Here is a 20052-nt window from a genome sequence, read left to right on the forward strand (position 1 = left end):
CCGGATGGAAACGTACGACGGCGGGGCCGAGTTGACAGCGGAAGAACCGGAAGAATCGGAAGAACCGGAAGCCGGCGAACCCCTCCCGCTCCCGGTTGCCGAACTGCACCTGCATATTGAAGGAACCCTGGAACCGGAGCTGATCTTCGCGCTGGCGGAACGCAACGGGATTGAACTGCCCTATAAGGACCTGGAGGAGCTGCGCTCGCGCTACGAGTTCACGGACCTGCAGTCCTTCCTGGACCTGTACTACGCCAATATGGCCGTGCTGCAGACGGAGCAGGACTTCGCCGACATGACCCGGGCCTACCTGGCCCGGGCGGCGCTCGCCGGGGTCAGGCATGCCGAGATCATGCTGGACCCGCAGGCCCATCTGTCCCGCGGGGTATCCCTGGAGACGTGCGTCAACGGCGTGGCCTCGGTACTGGCCGGCTCACGGGAAGAGTTCGGCATCTCCACCCTCCTGATCGCGGCCTTCCTGCGCGACCTCACCGAGGAATCCGCCCTTGAGGTGCTGGAGCAGCTGCTTGCCATGGACGCTCCGATCGCCGGAATCGGGCTCGATTCCGCCGAGGTGGGCAACCCGCCGGCCAAGTTTGAGCGGCTCTTCGCCAGGGCCAAGGACGCCGGGCTGCACCGGATCGCGCACGCCGGCGAGGAGGGCCCGCCGTCGTACATCATTAACGCGCTGGACATCCTCGAAGTGGAGCGGATTGACCACGGCATCCGGTGCATGGAAGACCCGGAACTCGTGGAACGGCTGGTGGACGAGCTCATGCCGCTGACCGTGTGCCCGCTGTCCAACGTCCGGCTCCGGGCGGTGGACACCCTGGCTGAGCACCCGCTGCCGGCGATGCTCGCGGCGGGGCTGAACGTGTGCGTGAACTCGGATGATCCCGCGTATTTCGGCGGGTATGTGGACGACAACTTCGCGCAGCTGCAATCGGTGATTGGCCTGTCCGAGTTCGACTGTGTCCGGATGGCCGCGAACTCGATCCGTTCGTCCTTCGCGAGCGAGGAACGCAAGGCCGAACTCCTGGCCGAACTCGCCGCGTCCGGGCACTAAAATCACCGTTGCCCTATCACTTATGGTCGCTAAAACGGGCGGTTGGGAACCATAACTGATAGGGCAACAGCGCAGCGTTGGGGGTCTGGGTGACCCCCGGTGGCCGGCTTAGACGTCGATCGAGTCCATGTGCGGGTACCGCGCTCCGGCTGCCGCCCCGGCCGGAGCGAGTTCGTCCAGACGGTTGAGGTCCTCGGCGGAGAGTTCGACGTCGGCAGCGCCCAGGTTCTCCCGCAGGCGGTCGCGCTTCTTGGTGCCAGGGATGGGAACGATGTGCTCGCCCTGGGCCAGCAGCCACGCCAGTGCCAGTTGCGCCGGGGTGCAGCCCTTCGCATCCGCCAACTCCGTGACCCGACCCACGAGCTGCAGGTTGCGGGCAAAGTTCTCGCCCTGGAAGCGCGGGGAGTGCCGGCGGAAATCGTCCGCCGGGAAATCTTCCGGGCTGCGGAACTGGCCGGTCAGGAAGCCACGGCCCAGCGGACTGTAGGGGACAAAGCCGATGCCCAGTTCCGCGAGGACCGGGAAGACTTTGGTCTCCGGCTCGCGCTCCCACAGCGAGTATTCGGTCTGCAGGGCCGTGATGGGGTGCACCGCGTGGGCCCGGCGCACGGTGTCGGCGCTGGCCTCGGACAGGCCAAGGTGCCGGACTTTCCCGGCCTGTACCAGCTCAGCCATGGCCCCGACGGTTTCCTCGATCGGGACGGTCTTGTCCACCCGGTGCTGGTAGTACAGGTCGATGTGGTCCACGCCCAGCCGCTGCAGGCTTGCATCACAGGCGGCGTGCACGTAGTCGGGGGAGCCGTTGATGCCCACCCAGGATCCGTCGGGCCGGCGTTCGTTGCCGAATTTGGTGGCCAGGACGACGTCGTCGCGCCGGCCCGCGATGGCCCGGCCCACAAGCGTCTCGTTGGTGAACGGGCCGTACATGTCAGCCGTGTCGAGCAGGCTTCCGCCGGCGTCGAGAAAGGCTTGGATGGTGGCGATGGATTCGGTTTCCTCGCCGTGGCCGTAGAACTCGCTCATGCCCATGCAGCCCAAACCCAGGGCGGAGACGGTGAGCGAACCGAGCGTGCGGGTTTCCATAGGTATCTCCTCGATCAGAAAGGTGGGAGCGGCCTCCGCCGCCTCGTGCACCGGGGCGGGACGCAGTTGGCCGATGGCCACTCTAGGCCTATCCGTCAAGGGACACAACGGAAGCCCGGCTCACCCTTGCAGGAGGATGCGCCGGGCGGCGACCGCGCGGCAAAGTGCAGATATGACGAAGACTCGGGAGCCGCGCAAGGGCTGGCTGCGCCGCTCTATGCCCGGACTCGATGTCGCCGCGACGTATCAGAAGGACTGGTTCGGCAAGGACATCATTTCCGGGATCGTCCTGACGACGTTGCTGGTTCCCCAGGGAATGGCCTACGCCGAGCTGGCAGGGTTGCCCCCGATCACCGGGCTGTACACGAGCATCCTCTGCCTGCTCGCCTATGCTGTGTTCGGTCCGTCCCGCATTCTCGTGTTGGGACCGGATTCTGCGCTCGGGCCCATGATCGCCGCGACGGTCCTGCCGCTCGTCGCGTCCGACGGCGACCCGCAGAAGGCGATCGCGCTCGCGTCAATGCTGGCCCTCATGGTCGGCGCCATCATGGTGCTCGCGTCCGTGGCCAAGCTGGGCTTCATCGCCGACCTCATCTCCAAACCGACCATGATCGGCTACATGAACGGCCTCGCCATCACCATCCTGGTGGGCCAGTTGCCCAAGCTCTTCGGCTTCAAGGTGGACAGTGAAAGTTTCCTAGGTGACCTCGTCGGCTTCGTCCAGGGCGTGGCCAACGGCGAGACGGTGATCGCCGCCGCGGCCGTCGGTATTAGCGGAATCGTGCTGATACTGGCTCTGCAACGGTGGCTGCCCAAGGTCCCTGCGGTGCTGGTCATGGTGGTCCTCGCCATCGCGGCGGCGGCGGTGTTCGACCTCGCAGCCAAGGGCGTCTCGCTGGTCGGGGAACTCCCGCAGGGCTTCCCGCCGTTCACCATCCCGCAGGTGGACTTCGCGGACCTCGGACTGATGTTCGCCGGGGCCCTAGGTATTGCGTTGGTGTCCTTGACGGACACCATCTCGACGGCGACATCGTTCGCCGCGCGCTCCGGCCAGGAAATCCGTGGCAACCACGAGATGATCGGGATCGGTGCCGCCAACCTGGCCGCTGGTCTCTTCCAAGGCTTCCCGGTCAGCACCAGCGGCTCCCGGACCGCCGTCGCCGAACGTTCCGGCTCGAAGACCCAGCTCACGGGGGTGACGGGTGCCGTGCTGATCCTGCTCATGCTCGTGCTGCTGCCGGGGCTGTTCCGGAACCTGCCACAGCCGGCTCTGGCGGCCGTGGTGATGACGGCGGCTGTTTCCCTCGCCGATATTCCTGGAACGTTGCGTCTCTTGCACCAGAGACGAACCGAGTTCTACCTGTCCCTGGCCGCCTTCCTCGGAGTGGCGTTGCTGGGCGTTCTGCCCGGCATCGGCATTGCGGTGGGGCTGTCCATCCTGAACATCTTCCGCCGGGCGTGGTGGCCATACGAGACCGTGATCGGGCGGGTGCCCGGCTATGAGGGGTTTCATGACGTCAACGTCCACCCGGACGCGAAGCACCTGCCCGGCCTGGTGATCTACCGGTGGGACGCTCCGTTGTTCTTCGCCAACGTCAGGCCGTTCCGCGACAACATCCGGCACTTGGCACGGACAGAACCCAAACTGCAGTGGATCATCATCGCGGCCGAACCGATCACGGACGTGGATACCACCGCCGCAGACGTCTTGCTCGATCTGGATGTCGAGCTGAACGCCCAGGGTATCTCCCTGGTGTTCGCCGAGCTCAAGCACCGGACCCGGGACAAGATCGAACGCTACGGACTGACCCGCGAAATCGAGCCGGAGCATTTCTATCCCACCACCGAAGCAGCGGTAGCTGCCTACATGGCCAAGACCGGGGCTCAGTGGAGCGCCGAGGAGTGAGAATTACGTGGGCACCACGGTCCTGGACGTCGACGTAGTAGCGGGTGCCTAGGAGCGGGCGTCCTGGCGCTGCTCGGCCGGCACACGGGCGCTGCGGGTGATCCACCAGCCCAGCGCGGCCATCGCCAGTCCGATGGGAATCCCGTACGGCGGCAGGCCCACGTTGAATCCCAGGGCCCCGGCGACGACGAACGCCGCGCCGGCCCACGCCGGGAACATGTGCGTCCGCCAGCCCACTAGGCCGAAGCTAATCCAGCCGAGCGCAAACAGCACGTAACTGGAGAGTGCGCCGATGACCAGCATGCCGGACCCGCCGGCGAGGATGGCGCCGGGCGCAGTTTCGGCAATCCACGGACCGGCAAACCCGTCGAACCACATGTTGCCCGCCATATCCATGGTGCCGATGAGGGCTCCGCAGAATCCGACGACGCCGAGGGCACCGGCGCTGTCCGCGTACCTCATGTAGACGGACACCAAGGCGAGCATCAGCCCGATGAAGACCACAAAGTAGAACGCGTTGGACAGCTGGAACGGAGTCTGGCGCATCATTTCTATTCGCTCGAGGCTGTGGTCGGCCGCGAGCAGGCGCCAGACGTCCTCGGCGGCGAAGGCCAGGCCGGCTGCCAGGGCAATGGGCCCGGCATGGGACGGCAGGGGTGAGGACATGGTCCCTCCTTAGCGGTGGATTGGATCTGATCCGGAACGGAGCAGCACTGAGTCGATGGCGGAGGCAGGCGCCGCGCGCCAGGCACCCCGGTCCAGGAGAACGGTGGTGAGGACTGCAAGGACCACCACGGCGAAGTAGATCAGTTCCGCCCGGTCAGCCTCGGCACCGGAGAAACCGAAGGAACCCACGGTGAAGGTGCCCTGGCTGTTGTGGAAGAGGAATGTGAGCAGCACGCTGCCGCCGGTGCGGTTGAACAGCCACACGTAGAGGAAAGTGATGGCGAAGGTGGTGGGCAGCCCGATCAGGCTGAGCTGCCCGAACAGGACCAGCGGAAGGTGCCAGAGAGACACCACAACGCCGAGGAGTGCCGCGGACCGCAGCGGAGTCCACCTGGCCTGGAGCAGGGGCACGGCATAGCCGCGGAACCCCGGTTCCTCTCCTAGGGGGCCGTCCATCGGATTGACCAGGCGTACGGCAAAAACAGCCAGGAGCCCCGACCACGTCACCTCTGCCAGCCCGGGAGCCGCGGCGCCGAGGGCCATGTTCGCGAATCCGGTGAGCAGCGCCAGCATTGCCGGGAGGAGGAGCGCCACGGCGTACCAGGCCCAGCCCACCCGCCACCTGATCAGCCGCCGGGCCCACACCCGGAAACCAGCTCTGCCCTCGGCGAGCCCAATGATGATCAGTGCCGCCACGAGTGGACCGACCGGCAGGAACTCGAACTGCGGCATTAGGCCTGCCGCATAGAGCGGCCAGGAGCACCACGAAATCGCGAAGGCCAGGACAAAGAACGCCGGGAGGCGGTGGCGCTGCAGCCAGACCTTGAAACGAGGCATGACGGCTCCTGAGGAACAGGGACGAATACGGCTCATTGTCCGCTCGCGGGCGCCCCGAATCCAGATCTGCCGAATCCAGCACTGCCGAAACGGGCATGGCGGCCAAGAGTACTCCGGCGCCAGGCTACTCGCGGGTAGCGGTGAGTTGGTAACTCGCGCGCTCCGCTCGGCCCTGTCATAGTGGGTCACGACACACAGAGTTAACCGGATCCGCTCGCAAAAACCATCATTTCCTTGGCAAAATGCAGGTGGATCAATTGCTTCTAAAGGAGACCCATGGGCGCGAACACCGCGGAAAACACCAACCTTCGGCTCAAGGCCGTGCTGGATGTCCTGTCAGAGGAGGCGTGGACTGGCGCGAAGCCGAACGCCGGAGCCGTACTGGGCGAGGCAATCGCACGGGTACCCCTCAACGACCAGGAGTCCGAACTTCTCAGCGGCGGCATTCCCCGCGGCCACAAGACGCTGACCACCGCCACGGCCAAGCTGGTCAAGGCCGGCTGGCTGGTCAAGGGCCGCTCCGGCTGGTCCATCACCGACGACGGCCAGCGCGCCACGGTCGCTTTCGCCGAGCCTGCCGCCTTCGCTTCAGCGCTCGACGCCGGCACTCCGGTTCCGGCGGGCACCCCGCTGCCGTCTGCTCCCGTGGCGAAGCCGGCGAAGCCGGCGAAGGCAGCAAAGACAGCAGCAACGCCGGCCGCCAAGGCCGAGGAAGCGCCGTCGAAAGCCGGCAAGGTTGCCGGCAAGGCCGCCAAGATCGTCGAGGAAGTTGTGGCGCCGGTGGCCAAGGCGGTGCGGAAGCGCAAGCCCGCTGCGAAGGCCGCACAGTCAGCAGAAGCTACGGCAGAAACCGCGGCAGCGGCAGCCCCGGCCGTCAGCGTCGAAACCATCGAGCAGCCGGAAGCCGTCGCGGTTGCCGGTGACTTCAACGTCCTGATCGGCGCGCCCGCCAACTGGGCACCGCAGTATGACGAAGCCCAGATGGAACTGGACCAGGCGGACCAGCTCTGGAAGATCGCCGCGGACATTCCGGCCGGCTTCTACACCTTCAAGATCGCCCTGAACCGCTCCTGGGACGAAAACTATGGTGCGTTCGGCGTCTTCGACGGACCCAACCACGAGGTCCACCACGGCGGCGGCCTCCTGGTCATTCAGTACGATCACCGCACCCGGGACATCGTCCTGCGATAGGCACCGACCGCCAATCATCCTGCCGACGCGCAATCATCCTGCCGACGCGCAAATGACCCTGCGACACCCGAATTCGGGTGACGCAGGGTCATTTGCGCGTCGCGGGCGGATTTGCGCATCCTGAGCCCGCCGGACCTAGCATTGCCTCATGGCCACCGTCGAGCTTGCGGGCCTGCGAATCCGCTACCAGCGTGCCGGCCACGGGCCACCGCTGGTCCTGCTTGACGGCTGCTTAGAACCGGGTCGGGTCCGGCCGCGGCGGCACCGGGCCGGGATCCGGAATCGGGAGGGGATTGGGCGTCGGGAACGGACCCGGTGCCGGTGACGGTGTGGGCGCGGGCCCGGGAACCGGCTCAGGCCCCGGAACCGGTGGTGGCGTGACCGGGCCAGGTTCCGGCGGGAACGGGTCCCCGGGTTCCGGCGGCGGCGTCGTGGGGCCCGGTTCCGGCGGAAACGGATCGGGTTCGGGTGTCGGGGGAATAGTCATGTCTGGCTTCCTTTCTTAGCTGGCGTTCCGGATACGGCAATCAGGCGCCGCTGCGCCGGCGCAAGACCAGCAGTTCCCAGGGCCTCAGGCGCATCCCGCCCGTGGCAGAGCTGCCGTGCACGGCACTCGCGGCTGAACCGCCGTCGCGCGCGGCAGCGCCGGCGTCGGACGGGTAGTTGCCCAAGACCAGCTCCGCGTCATGCCAGGTCTGGTCCCCGAGCTGGGCGTCGCGCTCTTCGCCGGAGAAGTTGCCCAGAACCAGAATCTGCGTGCCGTCTGCGGGGCTGCCGGGGGAACCAGCTGAACCGGAACCAGCCAGGGCCCGGGTGAAGGCGTAGACGTGCGGGTCATCGGGCAGGAGCATGGTGAAGTCCCCGTGCGAGACCACCGGCTCCGCATGCCGCAGCGCTATCACCTTGCGGTAGAAGCTGTAGACCGAGTCCGGATCATCCATCTGGGCGGCGGCGTTGATGTGGTTGGCATTCGGGTTCACCGCGATCCAGGGAGCGCCGGTGGTAAACCCGGCGTGCCGGGAGGCGTCCCACTGGACCGGGGTCCGCGCGTTGTCCCGGTTCAGCGGCGCGAGCGCGGCGAGGACCTCGGCGTCGGTGTGGCCCAGATGGGTGGTGGCTTCGCGGTGGTGGTTGAGGACCTCGATGTCGCGGTAATCGCTGATCGCGCCGAACGTCATGTTGGTCATGCCCAGTTCCTCGCCCTGGTAGACGTAGGGCGTGCCCCGGTGCAGGTGCAGGATGCCGGCCAGCATCTTGGCTGAGTGCTCGCGGTACTTCCCGTCGTCGCCGAAGCGGGACACGGCGCGGGCCTGGTCGTGGTTGCCCCAGTACAGGCTGTTCCAGCCGGTCTCGGCCAGGCCTTCCTGCCAGCGTCCCAGGGTCTGCTTCAGCTCGGTGAGCAGGAGCTTCTTGGGCCGCCATTTGTCGCCCTCCTCCTGGTCCAGCGCCACGTGCTCGAACTGGAACACCATGTCCACCTCGGCCCGGGCGGGGTCGGTGTACAGGACGGCGTCCTCCACGGTCACGCCGGGCATTTCGCCGACGGTGAGCAGCCCGCCAGTTCGGCTGGCGAAGACTTCCCGGTGCATCTCCTGCAGGAACTCGTGCATGCGCGGGCCGTCGATGTAGAACGGGCTGCCGTCGCCAAAGAGCTTGCCGTCCGCGACGGGCCCGTCCGGGAGCGAAATGTCCTTGGAGATGAAGTTGATGACATCCATCCGGAAGCCGTCCACGCCCCGGTCCAGCCACCAGTTCATCATCTCGTAAACCGCCGCGCGGACCTCGGGATTCTCCCAATTCAGGTCCGGCTGCTTCTTCGAGAAAATGTGCAGGTAGTACTCCCCGGTGGCCTGATCGAACTCCCACGCGGGCCCGGAGAACGCCGAGCCCCAGTTGTTCGGCTCCGCGGCGGCGGCCGCGCGTCGTTGGGAGGCCCGGGCGTCCACCTCCCGGGGTGGCCGCCACCAGTACCAGTCGCGCTTCGGGTTCTCCTTCGAGGACCGGGACTCCACGAACCAGGGGTGTTCATCCGATGTGTGGTTGACCACCAGGTCCATCACCAGCTTCATGCCGCGCGCGTGCAGCCCGTCGGTCAGTTCCCGGAGCTCCTCGAGAGTGCCGAAGAGCGGATCGACATTGCGGTAGTCGCTGATGTCATAGCCGTTGTCGTCCTGCGGCGAGGTGTAGATCGGGGAGAGCCACACGACGTCGACCCCCAGCCGCTGCAGGTAGTCCAGCTTGCTGATGATGCCGCGGAGGTCGCCGATGCCGTCGCCGTTCGAATCGGCAAAGCTGCGCGGATATATCTGATAGACGACGGCGCGTTGGAACCAGTCGCGGGCAGTCGTCTTTGGTGTTTCCGCGGGGGCTTGTTCGACCGTCATGGGGGACTCCTCAGCTGGTCCTGCAGGCTATCGGGACAGCGCGTTGCTGACCCGCCAACGTCTGATTATTGACCAGTTGGAGAGGGGTGGGAAGACCTGCCCGGTCCTGCTGTCCGGCCGAAGCCGTCCGGCCGGGTTGTCCGGACTTGGCTAGTTCTGCGAGGCGATGGCGTTATCGCGGTCCTCGAAGACGTCCTCGCCGGGACCGGAGAAGGCTTTGGAGCGCTGGATCGCCTCGATGGACCCGGTGAACAGCTGGGAGTCCTGGGGGTCTGCGTGCCGGGGGTGCTCGCCAGTGGCAGCATCCTTGCCCGGTCGCTTGGATTCCGTCCCGGCGTCGAACGCGGCGGATCCCACCGCCGACGGCAGCGATTCCAGGCGCACGTGGGGGAGCGCCGTCGGGTGGTCCTGCTGCAGGAACAGCACCAGTTCCTCACGGATCAGGCAGCGGAGGTCGAACAGGGAGGCGCTGTCCGCGGCGCTGACCAAAATGCGCACCCGGACAAAGCCGGCGGTGGCGTCCGTGATCTGCAGGATCCCCACCCGCTTGTCCCACAACGGGGTCTCGGCCAGGACCTTCTTCAGCTCGCCGCGCATCGCCTCGACAGGAGCGCGCCAGTCGAGGTCGAACTCCACGGTGCCCATGACCTCGGACTGCCGCCGGGTCCAGTTCTCGAACGGGGTGGTGGTGAAATACGTCGAGGGCAGGATCAGCCGGCGGTCGTCCCAGATGTGGACCACCACGTAGGTCAGGGTTATCTCCTCGATCCGGCCCCATTCCTTCTGGACCACCACCACATCGTCCACCCGGATCGCGTCCGTGAAGGCGAGCTGGATGCCGGCGAAGACGTTTACCAGCGAGGTCTGCGCGGCGAGGCCGGCCACAATCGAGATCACGCCCGCGGAGGCAAGGAGCCCTGCGCCGAGTGCCTGGATCGCGGGGAACGTCAGCATCATGCTGCCCAGGGCCACCACCACGATCAGTGCGACGCCGATCCGCCGGGCCAGGATCACCTGGGTGCGCAGCCGCCGGGCGCGGCGGTTGTCCGCGACATCCACCCGGTACCGGGTCAGGACCATCGCCTCGATGATGAGCAGCATGGCGACGGCCAGCCAGGCCAGGGACGCGATGAGCGCAATCAGCAGCAGATGGTCCAGGCCGTGGCGCCATTCGAGGTCCCCGGTGCTTGTCGCCAGCGCGATCCTGACGGCGATCAGGCACAGCGACAAGCGCAACGGCAGCCGGGCCACGCGGGACGTCTCGCGCAGTTCGGGCTTGCTGCGGTTGAGCCGGAGCACAATCTTGCGAACCAGCCAGGACAGGACGAGTCCGGCAACCACGGCGAGGGCCATGGCCAGGAACGGCATTGCTTGTGTCAGGAACTCTTGCATTAGTTAAGCTCTAGCAAGCTTCCACGGGCAATTGAAATCGGAGGGATGTCAACGTGGGTCCGGTCACGCCGCTACAGAACGCCGCTACAGAAGGTGGCGGGCATGGCATGCAGCGGCGGGTTATGGCACCCTCCGGCCGCCAACTCGGGACTTTTGGCCCTTGCTTTGGCGTCCAGACGCTCCACAATGGTCGAACCACTTGAATCCCAGGGGGAGGGTGACATGCGTCGACTCTCGGCGTTCGGCACGGCAGCATCGGCCGGTTTCTTGGTTGCGGCACTGCTCGGCGCCTGCGGCGGCCCCGCGGGCCCGGGCCCGACGTCGCCGTCGATGCCCTCTGTGCCCCCGCTGACGTCCGCGCCCGGCGCAACTGATGTTCCGCCGACGGAGGCGCCGTCGACGCCGGCCACGCCCGCGCCGACGGCAGAGGACTGGAAAACCGTCAAGACATCCGACGGGCAGCTGGAGTTCGACCACCCGGCCGAGTGGACTGTCAAGGACCGCGGCGCCGAGGCCGCGCCCGGCGGGGTGTTCCTGGAGGTCCTCACCGCGGACGGCAAGTCGCTGGCCACGCTGCGGACCAACGTGGTCACGGGCTCGGAATGCACGCAGCGGATCCCCTACTCCGTGCTCGATCTGGTGCCCGTTCCGGCTTTGGTCCAGCAAGGGGTTGAGCCGCACTTCATCTTTGAGTTGCGCCTGTATCCGGCAGAGAAGGACCCCATGAAGGCCAATGTCATGGCCTACGGCATCAGCTCGGCACCGAAGCCGTCCGGGCCAGATGCCTGTCCGATCTTCCATTTCTTCACCTGGCCGCCCAGCGGAGCGTCGTTCGGAGGCGTCTACAACCCCTTCGACACCAGCCCGGGCAACGAGCCTTTTGTCGACACCCCGGAGGCGTACCTGGAGACCTCCGAATACAAGGACATCAGGAAGATGATCACCTCGCTGCGCCCGGCGGGGCAGTAGGGCCGGCCCGGACTGATGGTGAGGCAGCGGCGACGCACAGTGTTTCCGGCTCCGTTTCGCCCGGCGCTGGTCCTCGCAGCCCTGCTGCTGGCCGGCTGCGGCTCGCCGGTGGTGCCGCCCGCGACATCCGGCGCTGCGCCGGCGCCGGATGCAACGTCCGGCGGCCCGCCTGCGGGAGACGCTCAGTCGGGAAACACGGAGTCGGGAAACGCGGGGTCGGGAAATTCCCCGCAGGGAACGCAGGGAACCACGCCGCCAGAAACAACACCGGGAACGGCTCCGGGGACCACGACGCCGGCAACCTCACCGGCGGCGGTGGGTCCGCCGTCGTCGTCCGGGTGGAAGACGTTCACGACGTCGGATGGGACGCTGAGTTTCGACTACCCGGCCACATGGGTGATCCGGGACCCGGCAGGGGAGGCGCCGCTGGGCGGAGAGTTCGTAGACGTGGTGAACGCCGCCGGGAAGCAGATGGCCGCGCTGCGCACGAATGTGGTCACGGGCGCCGAATGCAGCGAGCAGCAGCCGTACCTGCTCATCGATTCGGAGCCGATGCAGGCCCTCGCCGAACCCGGTGCGGCGGACCAGAATGGGCCGCGTTACGTCTTCGAGGGCCGCGGTGATGCCGCGGCACCGGAAGCTTCGCCGCCCACCTACGCGTCGTACGGCATCACCATGATGCCGGAGGAGACCGGACCCCTGGCGTGTCCGATGTTCCAGCTTTTCCTCTGGCCGCCCAGCGGTGCGCTGTTCGGCCAGGCCTACGACCCGGCGAAGAACACGACGCCGGGGGACCCCGGGCTGCCGTATCTGGAGAAAGCGAAGCTCTACGCTGCCACGGCGGAGTACCAGGACGTCCGGAAGATGATCACCTCGCTCCGTCCCGCCGCCGAGGGGACGGGCACGGAACCGGCGATGTAGGTGCGGCCGGACACTTCTTGGCGGCCGGCTACGGTGCGGGCACGGCGCGCTGCCAACGTCGCTAGACAGCGGGCAGGTGCCGGTGTCGGCGGGCTGTCGGTGCCGGCGACGTGTTCCTGGTGCCGCGCTGCCCGGCCCACGGGGTGCTGCGGACCTCCCGGATCAGCCCGGTGCCGGCGCACTCGCGCACGGCCATGATCGCGTTCGCCGCCTGGCGTTTGTCGTCGAATGCTGTGGAAATGGCCAACACGGTCCCGTCGGCGACTATGAGACGGAACCGGACGTTGGATTCCCCGTCCGTGAAGATTTCGAATTGTCCAGCCATTGTCTTGTCCTTTCGGGCAGCGGTGGCTGCCGGGAGGGTAAGGCACTTCGGTGTGCTGTTGCCGGGTCTTCGACAAGCTGTTGCAGTGCTGGAACAGCCTTTCGCGAACGTCGGCCGCCCGGAAAGGGGCAAAGGTCCCTTGGTGTCTGGGCGAAGAGACTTAGCCTGCGGGACCAAACCCCGCATGACCCAAACCAGGGGCGGTGGCGGGCGCTACATTGGGAGCATGACTGACAAACACCCTGTGCAGTTTCCGGCCGATTCCGGCGAGCCCGTGCGGCTGAACGCGCGGGTGTCCGGTGTGGTGCAGGCCGTCGGGTTCCGGTACTGGACGGTCCGGAAGGCCGAGGAGCTTGGGCTCAGCGGCACGGTCCGGAACAACTACGACGGCTCCGTGGGCATTGTGGCCGAGGGGCCGCAGTCCGTGGTGCTGGAGCTGCGTCGCTGGCTGCGCTCGCCCGAGGCGCCCGGCCGGGTGGAGGACGTCGAAGAATCGCTCTCGGCGGCGACGGGAGAGTTCGGCGGATTCGACGTGGCGTACTAGGGCTCCAGATGTGCTGGGCTGCAGCTGCACTCCGCCGGCCCGAGCTCCCCTGACCCGGGAACGGTAACCCGAGCCCGGGGCGAAGGACCCTCGGCAGCGCGGCCTGAGGCGAGTACGGTGTGCCCATGCAGAAAATATCGATCGATGCCCTGGCCAGGCAGCAGGTCGCGGCTGCCCTCGCTGCAGGGAGCGGACGGGCCGCCGACACGGTGTTCGGCGGGCACGAGAAAGTTCTGCGCCAGACCGTCATGGCGTTCAGGGCCGGGACACAGCTGAGCGAGCACCAGAACCCCGGGGAGGCGACGGTGTTTGTGCTCCGCGGCTGTGTGCGCCTGCGGGCCGGCAACGAATCCTGGCAGGGCAAAACCGGCGATCTGCTGATTGTGCCGGAGGGGCTGCACAGCCTGGAAGCCGAGGAAGACTCTGCGATCTTGATGACGGTGGCCAAGATCAGGACCTGAACCGCCCGCCCAATCCGGGTGGCCCGCAGCCATTCGAGACGAAGGAGAGGCCGAAAGTGAATTCCAGGGATGCCAGAGAGATCAGACATCTGCGCCCTTGCATGAAAGGGAGCGCACGGCAGGGGCCGGGAAGATGACCGCCGTCGTGGTAACGCAGATCGGGGGCGCGACATGACCGTCATACCGTCCATCGAGGAGGTCCCGGAAACCCGGCGCTGGTGGGCGAGGGCGGCTTACGTCGCGGTCCTCCTCGCGGTGGCTGTCCCTTTGGTGGCTGCAGGTTTGGCAGGCACCATTGCGCTGGTCATGATCGATGCCGGCGCCGTGTTGGTGACTGTGGCTGCGATCTACTGGTTCCTCATCAGCCGCGGTTTCCTGCGCTGGTGTGCGTTGGCGCTCGCGGTACTGGCCCCGCTGGTGCTCGTGGTCCTACACATTCGGGCGGGCCTGCTGTGGGAGATGGTGCTCTCGGTTGGACTGGCGGCTGTTGCGGTGGTCTGTGCCCGCGCCGCCCTCCGGGAAAGGGGCGAGGGCAAGGCCATGGCTGAGTACCCCGCTCCCACCTGGCGGCATGCCTTCCTGGTGATGAATCCGCGTTCCGGCGGGGGCAAGGTGGTGAAGTTCGATCTCCAGCGCAAGGCCGAGGAACTCGGTGCGGAGGTGGCACTTCTTGAAGGTCCGGGACAGGTGGATGTCGATGCGCTGGCCCGGCAGGCGGTGGAGCGCGGGGCCGATCTGCTCGGCGTCGCCGGTGGGGACGGGACCCAGGCGCTGGTGGCCGGCATTGCGGCCGAGCACAACCTTCCGTTCCTGGTGATCAGCGCCGGCACCCGCAACCATTTCGCCCTGGACCTCGGGCTGGACCGGGAAGACCCGACGGGCTGCCTGGACGCCCTCCGGGACGGCGTGGAGCTTCACGTTGACCTCGGCAAGATCAACGGCCGCACCTTCGTCAACAACTCATCTTTCGGCGTGTACGCCGAGGTGGTGCAGAGCCCGGAGTACCGCGACGACAAGGCCGGTACCGTGCTGGAGATGCTTCCGGACCTGATCAGGGGCGCTAAGGGTGCGCGACTTCGAGCCCAGATGGACGGCTCAACCGTGGACGGCCCCCAGGCGGTGCTGGTCAGCAATGGTCCGTACGGCAGCAACGACCTGGCCGGCCTGGGCCGCCGAACCCGGCTGGACCGCGGCGTTCTCGGCGCGGTGGCGCTCTCCGCCGCCAGCACCCGCGAAGCGGTGGGCCTGCTGCGCCGTGCCACGAAGCGCGGCCTGATCCAAGTCGCGGCGGCGGAGGTGGTGGTCGACGCCGACGTGCCCGAGATCCCCGTCGGTGTGGACGGGGAGGCCCTGCTGATGAGCACGCCGGTGCGATGCAGCATCGAACCCCGCGCGCTGCGGGTACTGGTTCCGCGGAACCGTCCAGGCGTTCCGCCGGCCCAGCCCTCCCTGGACCTGGTCCGGCTCCGTGAGTTGGCATGGGGGCGGCACCCGACTGCGCCGTCCGCGCCGTCTGCGCCGGCGTCCGCGGGCGAGTGACAGAGCCTCCCCAGGCGAGTGACCGTGTTGGACAGCCCCGCGGACAGCAAGGTGTGGACGGACTACAACGCCGCCCAGTCGACGCGTTCCGTGCGCCAGTTGTGCCTTGACGCGATGGCCTTCGCCGGACCGGGCAACGGCCGCCGGGCCATTGATCTGGGCTGCGGCGCGGGCAAGGAAACCTTGGCGCTGCTCGACGGCGGCTGGCGGGTCCTCGCCGTCGATTCGCTCCCGGACACCCGGGACCTGCTGCTCGCAACCGTTCCCGCCGCGCTCGCCGAACAGTTGGAGATTGAGCTCAGCCCGTTCGAGGACCTTTCGCGGCTCCCGGAGGCGGGGCTCGTCCTGGCCAGCTATTCGCTGCCGTTCGTCCACCCGGCGAACTTCGGCCATGTCTGGCGGATGCTGCTGGGGGCGCTTCTGCCAGACGGCGTCATTGCTGTGAACCTGTTTGGGGACCGGGACTCCTGGGCCGTCATTCCCGAGTGGAACTTCCACACCGAGGCCGACGCCCGGGGGCTCTTTGCCGGACTGAAGATCCTGAAGTTTGAGGTGTTCGACGACGACGGTCAATCGTTCCGCGGGCCCAAGCACTGGCAAATATTCGATGTGATCGCCCGGAAGGCGTGAGCGGCCGGGCGTGAGCTGCCGGCGGGCGGACGTCACGGAAGGCAGACTTTGAGGCCCCGGCAAGATGGGGATCCGCGGATTCCGGGCAGATCTAGCCTGAACCGTGTGAGCCAGCCACTAGTTGTGTCTTGCCCATAACTGCAGCCACACGAGCAGGCGCGTTTCGGCGTCGTCGAGGTCTATGCCGAAGAGCGGCTCCACCCGGGACAAGCGGTAGCGGACCGTGTTGACGTGCACGTCCAGCGACTTGGCGGCGTCGATCGCGTTTCCGCCGCAGCTCAGGTAGGCGTAGATGGTTTCCTCGAAGGATTTCTTATGCTGTTCGTCGTACGCCGCGATACTGAGGGCATGCGCCCCGGGCAGCTGGCCGGCGGCCGTCAGCGACGAGACGACGTGGCGCAGCTGCAGACGCGAGCCGAGGGAGTCGTCGTCGGCCACGATGTCATCGGAATCGGCGGCTATGCGCCCTTCCGCGACGTTGCGTACAAGCTCGGACAGGACCAGTTCCGCGTTGACCCTGGACTCCTCCAAACGGTCGATCGTCGCTGAGCCGCCCAGCGCCGCCAGGACCGGGCGCGAGAGAAGCCGGCGCGCATTCTGCACAATTTTCAGAATCGCGGCGCGTTGGAATTGGCGTGACGATTCGGTGGTTTGCGGCAGGACGATGTAGACGATGTTGTCCGAGAGCCCGCAAACGGCCGAGGGCAGCCGGATGGCGCAGGCGGTCCGGATGGTATCGAAGAGCCGGAGGCGGGACTGCAGCGTTTCGGCTGCGATGGCATCGGACGGCCAGACGCCCAGGGCCGCAACACGGATCGACGGCGCCGAGATCCCAAGCCTGATGGCCGCCAGTTCGGCGCGTTTCGGATCGAACAGCAGCGGCTGGACCAGGTCTATCTGGCGCGTGAGGTTCGAGACGTAGGTGGTCCGTTTGTGCAGGATGTGGAGCGCGGCCACGTTGGCGGCTTCCCGCAGGATCCGGTTGGCGTCCTCGTTGTGGTGGTCCGCCCGTTCGAGGAGCCAGAGCGAGCCCAGAACTGAGTCGCCGGCCCGGATCGCGATGGCCGTGCGCCGGAGCAGGGGATCCTGCGTCACCACGTCCAGGGCGTCTGTGGCGGCATGGACGCGACGGTAGTCGTTATCCGTTTCCATGGAATGCGGTACCTGCAGACTCAGGATGGAACTCCTGCGCGTCTCGTCAATGGGTTGGTCCGGGAGGGTCGAATACGCCAGGATCGTCTGCTCGGGATCGGCGATCGCGATGGCACCGCCGGCTTGGGCCGCCACCGTGTTGGCGAGGTCGAACAGGTCGCCGGGCCGGATGTCCACCAGGGTCCGTCCCGATTGCCGGTGCGGGACGACTGCGGCATCCATGATCTCCGCGAGCTGGTTCCACGGCACCGAGTCGGAGGCCCGGAAAAGCGCCATCCCGTTGTCCCGGGCGGATGCCCGCAACACTTCGTCCGAGGTGCCGTTGGATTTGTAAACGATCGCCACGTAGCCGGCGTCGCTGAGCTCCCGCACTTTCGCGCCCAGACGTTTCCCGGAAAGGGACAAACCGATGGCCAGGGCCACGGCGCCCGGGAACTTGGTGGGCCGGGCCGTCGAGTCGTAGAGAACAGAGCCGGCGACGATCTGCCGGTCATCGGGCGGCATTTCCACCAGGCTGAGAATTTCAGAACCCGCCGAGCGGGCGACGTCGGCCAACGTGGGCAGGGCGTGCGTTTCCACAGCCGGCGTCGTCACGGGGACACCGCATCTGTTTGGCATTCGCTACTAATGACGGCCCCCTCAATTTGTCGATAACTCCATAGTGGTGCGGAGTTTCATTTCCTACGCTGAACCATAACGTAGGACAGCAAAACGGAAGGCCGTCATTGAAAATCAGCGAAGCCAAGCAGCTCATCCAGGTCAAAGCCCCGGTGATATCCCGCCGACGCCGGGTGCTGGCCAACGCTTTCAATGTCGAGGAATACCGGCAATCGGCGCGCAAGGTCCTGCCGGCAGGGATTTTCGACTACCTCGACGGCGGATCTGAAGACGAAGTGACGCTCCGCCGCAATCGAGCCGTCTTCGACGCGTGGGCCCTCATGCCCAGCTGGGGCCCGGTGTCCGGACCCGACACGACGACCACCCTGCTCGGAAAAGAAAGCGCGCTGCCGCTCACGTTGACCCCCACCGGGGCCACCCGGCTGTTCCACCCTGAGGGCGAGCTCGCCGTCGCGGCTGCCGCCGACCGGGCCCGCATCCCCTACGGGCTGGCCGGACTGAGCACCGTGGCCATGGAAACGATCGCAGAGCACCACCCGACCCTTGACCGCTGGTTCAATTTTGGGCTCACCTCCGACGCCCAGGCGCTGAAGGACAAACTTGCCCGTTGCGAGGCCGCCGGATTCACCACCCTGATTATCGGAGTCGATACACGAGCTCTGGGTTCGAGGGAGAGGGACCTCCACAACGGCTTCACCGCGCCCCCCGCTCTAACGCTTTCAACCATCGCGGACATCGCCCGCCGTCCCTCGTGGTGGATCAATTTCCTGAAGTCGGACGGAATCAGTTTTCCCAATCTGGATCCGCGCAGTGCCGCAGCCACCTCCGTGGTCACCCCGTCCATGTGGCAGCACATTCTTGGCCACTCGGATGCGACGAGCGGATGGAAGGAACTGGAAGCCTTGCGTCAGGCTTGGCACGGCAAGATCGTGCTCAAGGGCTGCGTCAACCCTGCCGACGTGGCAAAGGCCTCCCGTATTGGCCTGGACGCCGTCCAGCTGAGCAACCATGGCGGACGCCAACTCGACCACATGCTGAGCCCCATGGATGTCCTCCAGGAATCGCGGCAGCGGGTGGGCGACTCGATCGAGATCTACGTGGACTCCGGCATCCGCCGGGGCAGCGACATCCTCAAAGCGTTGGCGTTGGGTGCCGACGCCTGCTCGATCGGCCGGGCCTACCTGTACGGGTTGGTGGCGGCCGGATCGCCGGGCGTCGGGCGCATCATTGAGATCTTCGGGGACGAACTGCGGCGTACGATGACGTTGGTAGGCGTTTCCAGCATTTCCGAGTTGAAAGCACGAGGCGGGGAAATTCTGCGGGACATCCGTCGCTCTGGAGAAATCCTTGAAAATACAGCGTCGGGCAACACGATTTGATGAGTTCTGAACAAGCAGCCATGCAGTGCCCTCCCGCAGCGTTGCGGGAGCCTAGAGGATCCCTGAACAGCTAAGGAAACCATGCGCACCCGATACCTACTCCCCGTCCTCACCATAGCCACGGCGCTCTCGCTTTCCGGCTGCGTCAACAACAGCGAACCGGCCGCCACTGGCGGGGAGTCCGGAACCGCCGACGCCATCGACGTGAAAAAGAATGACTCGATTGCCGCGTCGCTTCCGGAGAAAATCAAGAGTGCCGGCGTGCTCAATGTCGGCATGGCTAACAACTACCCGCCCAACGAGTTCAAGGACGATAACGGTGCGCCGGCAGGCTGGTCAGTGGACCTTACCAACGCCTTGGGCCAGGTTATGGGATTGAAGGTCAATTTCGATATCGGCACCTTCGACAACATTCTTCCGGCGGTGAAGGCCGGAAAGGATGACATGGGCATGTCCTCCTTCACGGACACCCTGGAACGCGAAAAGCAGGTGGATTTCGTGAACTACTACTCCGCCGGCATCCAGTGGGCCTCGCCGAAGGGCAAGACCGTCGACCCCAATAACGCGTGCGGGCTCAAAGTCGCTGTCCAGGCAACCACCTATGAGGACACTCACGAAGTGCCCGCAAAATCGAAGGCCTGCACCGACGCCGGCAAACCGGCCATCACCATCTTCAAGTACGACGCGCAGGACCAGGCGACCAACGCCCTTGTGGTCGGACAGGTCGACGCCATGAGCGCCGATTCGCCCGTGACTCTCTATGCCATCTCCAAGACTAACGACAAGCTGCAGACCGCCGGCGACGCCTTCGAAGTGGCGCCGTACGGGATCCCCGTGGCCAAGGGCAGTGAATTTACGCCGGTCCTCCAGAAGGCCCTCCAGGCGCTGATCGACGATGGTACCTACAACAAGATCCTGTCCAAGTGGGGCGTGGAAGCCGGCGGAGTCAAGACGGCGGACCTCAACGTGGCAGCCAAAGGGTGATAGCA

General features: G+C 66.4%; 19 protein-coding genes. 11 read left to right on the top strand and 8 right to left on the bottom strand.

Translation table 11 applies throughout. The features are described from left to right. Window positions 1–4: 4 nt before the first annotated feature. Window positions 5–1066 carry an adenosine deaminase gene (locus MRBLAR12_RS19275; RefSeq protein ID WP_364747690.1) on the top strand — a complete coding sequence of 354 codons (1062 nt, stop codon included), beginning with the start codon at window positions 5–7 and terminating at the stop codon, window positions 1064–1066. A gap of 108 nt (window positions 1067–1174) precedes the next feature. Here the strand turns inward: MRBLAR12_RS19275 and MRBLAR12_RS19280 are convergent, their stop codons facing one another. Continuing rightward, the gene (locus MRBLAR12_RS19280) at window positions 1175–2149 is read right to left on the bottom strand and encodes an aldo/keto reductase (protein WP_364747692.1); all 975 of its coding nucleotides are present in this window, start codon (window positions 2147–2149) and stop codon (window positions 1175–1177) included. Window positions 2150–2321: 172 nt separating this feature from the next. Here MRBLAR12_RS19280 and MRBLAR12_RS19285 point away from each other — a divergent pair, with 172 nt between their 5' ends. Continuing rightward, complete coding sequence (locus MRBLAR12_RS19285; protein WP_229995959.1) at window positions 2322–4055, top strand: SulP family inorganic anion transporter; 1734 nt, start codon at window positions 2322–2324, stop codon at window positions 4053–4055. A gap of 48 nt (window positions 4056–4103) precedes the next feature. On the opposite strand, the gene MRBLAR12_RS19290 is transcribed toward MRBLAR12_RS19285, so the two are convergent. Continuing rightward, on the bottom strand, window positions 4104–4721 hold the full coding sequence (locus tag MRBLAR12_RS19290) for a hypothetical protein (RefSeq protein WP_364747694.1): 618 nt from the start codon (window positions 4719–4721) through the stop codon (window positions 4104–4106). Between the two features lie 9 nt (window positions 4722–4730). Then, window positions 4731–5558, bottom strand: a complete 828-nt coding sequence (locus tag MRBLAR12_RS19295) for a CPBP family intramembrane glutamic endopeptidase (RefSeq protein WP_364747696.1) — start codon at window positions 5556–5558, stop codon at window positions 4731–4733. A gap of 276 nt (window positions 5559–5834) precedes the next feature. On the opposite strand from MRBLAR12_RS19295, the gene MRBLAR12_RS19300 reads away from it, so the two are divergent. Next, complete coding sequence (locus tag MRBLAR12_RS19300; protein ID WP_364747698.1) at window positions 5835–6749, top strand: glycosidase; 915 nt, start codon at window positions 5835–5837, stop codon at window positions 6747–6749. Between the two features lie 527 nt (window positions 6750–7276). Here MRBLAR12_RS19300 and MRBLAR12_RS19305 read toward each other — a convergent pair. After that, window positions 7277–9133 carry a glycoside hydrolase family 13 protein gene (locus tag MRBLAR12_RS19305; protein ID WP_364747700.1) on the bottom strand — a complete coding sequence of 619 codons (1857 nt, stop codon included), beginning with the start codon at window positions 9131–9133 and terminating at the stop codon, window positions 7277–7279. A gap of 150 nt (window positions 9134–9283) precedes the next feature. Continuing rightward, window positions 9284–10525 carry a mechanosensitive ion channel family protein gene (locus MRBLAR12_RS19310; RefSeq protein ID WP_364747702.1) on the bottom strand — a complete coding sequence of 414 codons (1242 nt, stop codon included), beginning with the start codon at window positions 10523–10525 and terminating at the stop codon, window positions 9284–9286. Between the two features lie 222 nt (window positions 10526–10747). Between MRBLAR12_RS19310 and MRBLAR12_RS19315 the strand changes: the two genes are divergently transcribed. Next, a complete protein-coding gene (locus tag MRBLAR12_RS19315) occupies window positions 10748–11494 on the top strand; it encodes a hypothetical protein (RefSeq protein WP_364747704.1) in 747 nt (248 codons plus the stop codon). 182 nt (window positions 11495–11676) lie between these two features. Here MRBLAR12_RS19315 and MRBLAR12_RS19320 read toward each other — a convergent pair whose 3' ends face one another. Then, a complete protein-coding gene (locus MRBLAR12_RS19320; RefSeq protein WP_364747706.1) occupies window positions 11677–11847 on the bottom strand; it encodes a hypothetical protein in 171 nt (56 codons plus the stop codon). A 43-nt stretch (window positions 11848–11890) separates the two neighbouring features. Between MRBLAR12_RS19320 and MRBLAR12_RS19325 the strand changes: the two genes are divergently transcribed. After that, window positions 11891–12415 (top strand): hypothetical protein, encoded by a 525-nt coding sequence (locus MRBLAR12_RS19325; RefSeq protein WP_364747708.1) that lies wholly within the window; start codon window positions 11891–11893, stop codon window positions 12413–12415. A 61-nt stretch (window positions 12416–12476) separates the two neighbouring features. Here the strand turns inward: MRBLAR12_RS19325 and MRBLAR12_RS19330 are convergent, their stop codons facing one another. Continuing rightward, window positions 12477–12740 (bottom strand): YegP family protein, encoded by a 264-nt coding sequence (locus MRBLAR12_RS19330; protein ID WP_229993879.1) that lies wholly within the window; start codon window positions 12738–12740, stop codon window positions 12477–12479. A 226-nt stretch (window positions 12741–12966) separates the two neighbouring features. On the opposite strand from MRBLAR12_RS19330, the gene MRBLAR12_RS19335 reads away from it, so the two are divergent. From MRBLAR12_RS19335 to MRBLAR12_RS19350, 4 genes are all read left to right on the top strand, one after another. Then, a complete protein-coding gene (locus MRBLAR12_RS19335) occupies window positions 12967–13284 on the top strand; it encodes an acylphosphatase (RefSeq protein ID WP_229993880.1) in 318 nt (105 codons plus the stop codon). A 125-nt stretch (window positions 13285–13409) separates the two neighbouring features. Then, complete coding sequence (locus MRBLAR12_RS19340; protein WP_229993881.1) at window positions 13410–13745, top strand: cupin domain-containing protein; 336 nt, start codon at window positions 13410–13412, stop codon at window positions 13743–13745. Window positions 13746–13916: 171 nt separating this feature from the next. Then, complete coding sequence (locus tag MRBLAR12_RS19345; RefSeq protein ID WP_229993882.1) at window positions 13917–15284, top strand: diacylglycerol/lipid kinase family protein; 1368 nt, start codon at window positions 13917–13919, stop codon at window positions 15282–15284. A 24-nt stretch (window positions 15285–15308) separates the two neighbouring features. Then, complete coding sequence (locus MRBLAR12_RS19350) at window positions 15309–15914, top strand: class I SAM-dependent methyltransferase (protein ID WP_364747711.1); 606 nt, start codon at window positions 15309–15311, stop codon at window positions 15912–15914. Window positions 15915–16031: 117 nt separating this feature from the next. Here the strand turns inward: MRBLAR12_RS19350 and MRBLAR12_RS19355 are convergent, their stop codons facing one another. Beyond that, window positions 16032–17660, bottom strand: coding sequence for a PucR family transcriptional regulator (locus MRBLAR12_RS19355; RefSeq protein WP_364747713.1), 1629 nt, complete (start codon window positions 17658–17660; stop codon window positions 16032–16034). A 131-nt stretch (window positions 17661–17791) separates the two neighbouring features. On the opposite strand from MRBLAR12_RS19355, the gene MRBLAR12_RS19360 reads away from it, so the two are divergent. Then, window positions 17792–19063, top strand: coding sequence for an alpha-hydroxy acid oxidase (locus MRBLAR12_RS19360; protein WP_364747715.1), 1272 nt, complete (start codon window positions 17792–17794; stop codon window positions 19061–19063). Window positions 19064–19144: 81 nt separating this feature from the next. Further along, window positions 19145–20047, top strand: a complete 903-nt coding sequence (locus MRBLAR12_RS19365; protein WP_364747717.1) for an ABC transporter substrate-binding protein — start codon at window positions 19145–19147, stop codon at window positions 20045–20047. The last annotated feature ends 5 nt before the right edge of the window (window positions 20048–20052 follow it).

The organism is Arthrobacter sp. LAR12-1-1.1, assembly GCF_040676555.1.
GTDB lineage: Bacteria > Actinomycetota > Actinomycetes > Actinomycetales > Micrococcaceae > Arthrobacter.

Coding starts and splice junctions, on each gene's coding strand:
- MRBLAR12_RS19275 (WP_364747690.1), top strand. CDS start 5: ATGGAAACGTACGACGGCGGGGCCGAGTTGACAGCGGAAGAACCGGAA.
- MRBLAR12_RS19280 (WP_364747692.1), bottom strand. CDS start 2,149: ATGGAAACCCGCACGCTCGGTTCGCTCACCGTCTCCGCCCTGGGTTTG.
- MRBLAR12_RS19285 (WP_229995959.1), top strand. CDS start 2,322: ATGACGAAGACTCGGGAGCCGCGCAAGGGCTGGCTGCGCCGCTCTATG.
- MRBLAR12_RS19290 (WP_364747694.1), bottom strand. CDS start 4,721: ATGTCCTCACCCCTGCCGTCCCATGCCGGGCCCATTGCCCTGGCAGCC.
- MRBLAR12_RS19295 (WP_364747696.1), bottom strand. CDS start 5,558: ATGCCTCGTTTCAAGGTCTGGCTGCAGCGCCACCGCCTCCCGGCGTTC.
- MRBLAR12_RS19300 (WP_364747698.1), top strand. CDS start 5,835: ATGGGCGCGAACACCGCGGAAAACACCAACCTTCGGCTCAAGGCCGTG.
- MRBLAR12_RS19305 (WP_364747700.1), bottom strand. CDS start 9,133: ATGACGGTCGAACAAGCCCCCGCGGAAACACCAAAGACGACTGCCCGC.
- MRBLAR12_RS19310 (WP_364747702.1), bottom strand. CDS start 10,525: ATGCAAGAGTTCCTGACACAAGCAATGCCGTTCCTGGCCATGGCCCTC.
- MRBLAR12_RS19315 (WP_364747704.1), top strand. CDS start 10,748: ATGCGTCGACTCTCGGCGTTCGGCACGGCAGCATCGGCCGGTTTCTTG.
- MRBLAR12_RS19330 (WP_229993879.1), bottom strand. CDS start 12,740: ATGGCTGGACAATTCGAAATCTTCACGGACGGGGAATCCAACGTCCGG.
- MRBLAR12_RS19335 (WP_229993880.1), top strand. CDS start 12,967: ATGACTGACAAACACCCTGTGCAGTTTCCGGCCGATTCCGGCGAGCCC.
- MRBLAR12_RS19340 (WP_229993881.1), top strand. CDS start 13,410: ATGCAGAAAATATCGATCGATGCCCTGGCCAGGCAGCAGGTCGCGGCT.
- MRBLAR12_RS19345 (WP_229993882.1), top strand. CDS start 13,917: ATGACCGTCATACCGTCCATCGAGGAGGTCCCGGAAACCCGGCGCTGG.
- MRBLAR12_RS19365 (WP_364747717.1), top strand. CDS start 19,145: ATGCGCACCCGATACCTACTCCCCGTCCTCACCATAGCCACGGCGCTC.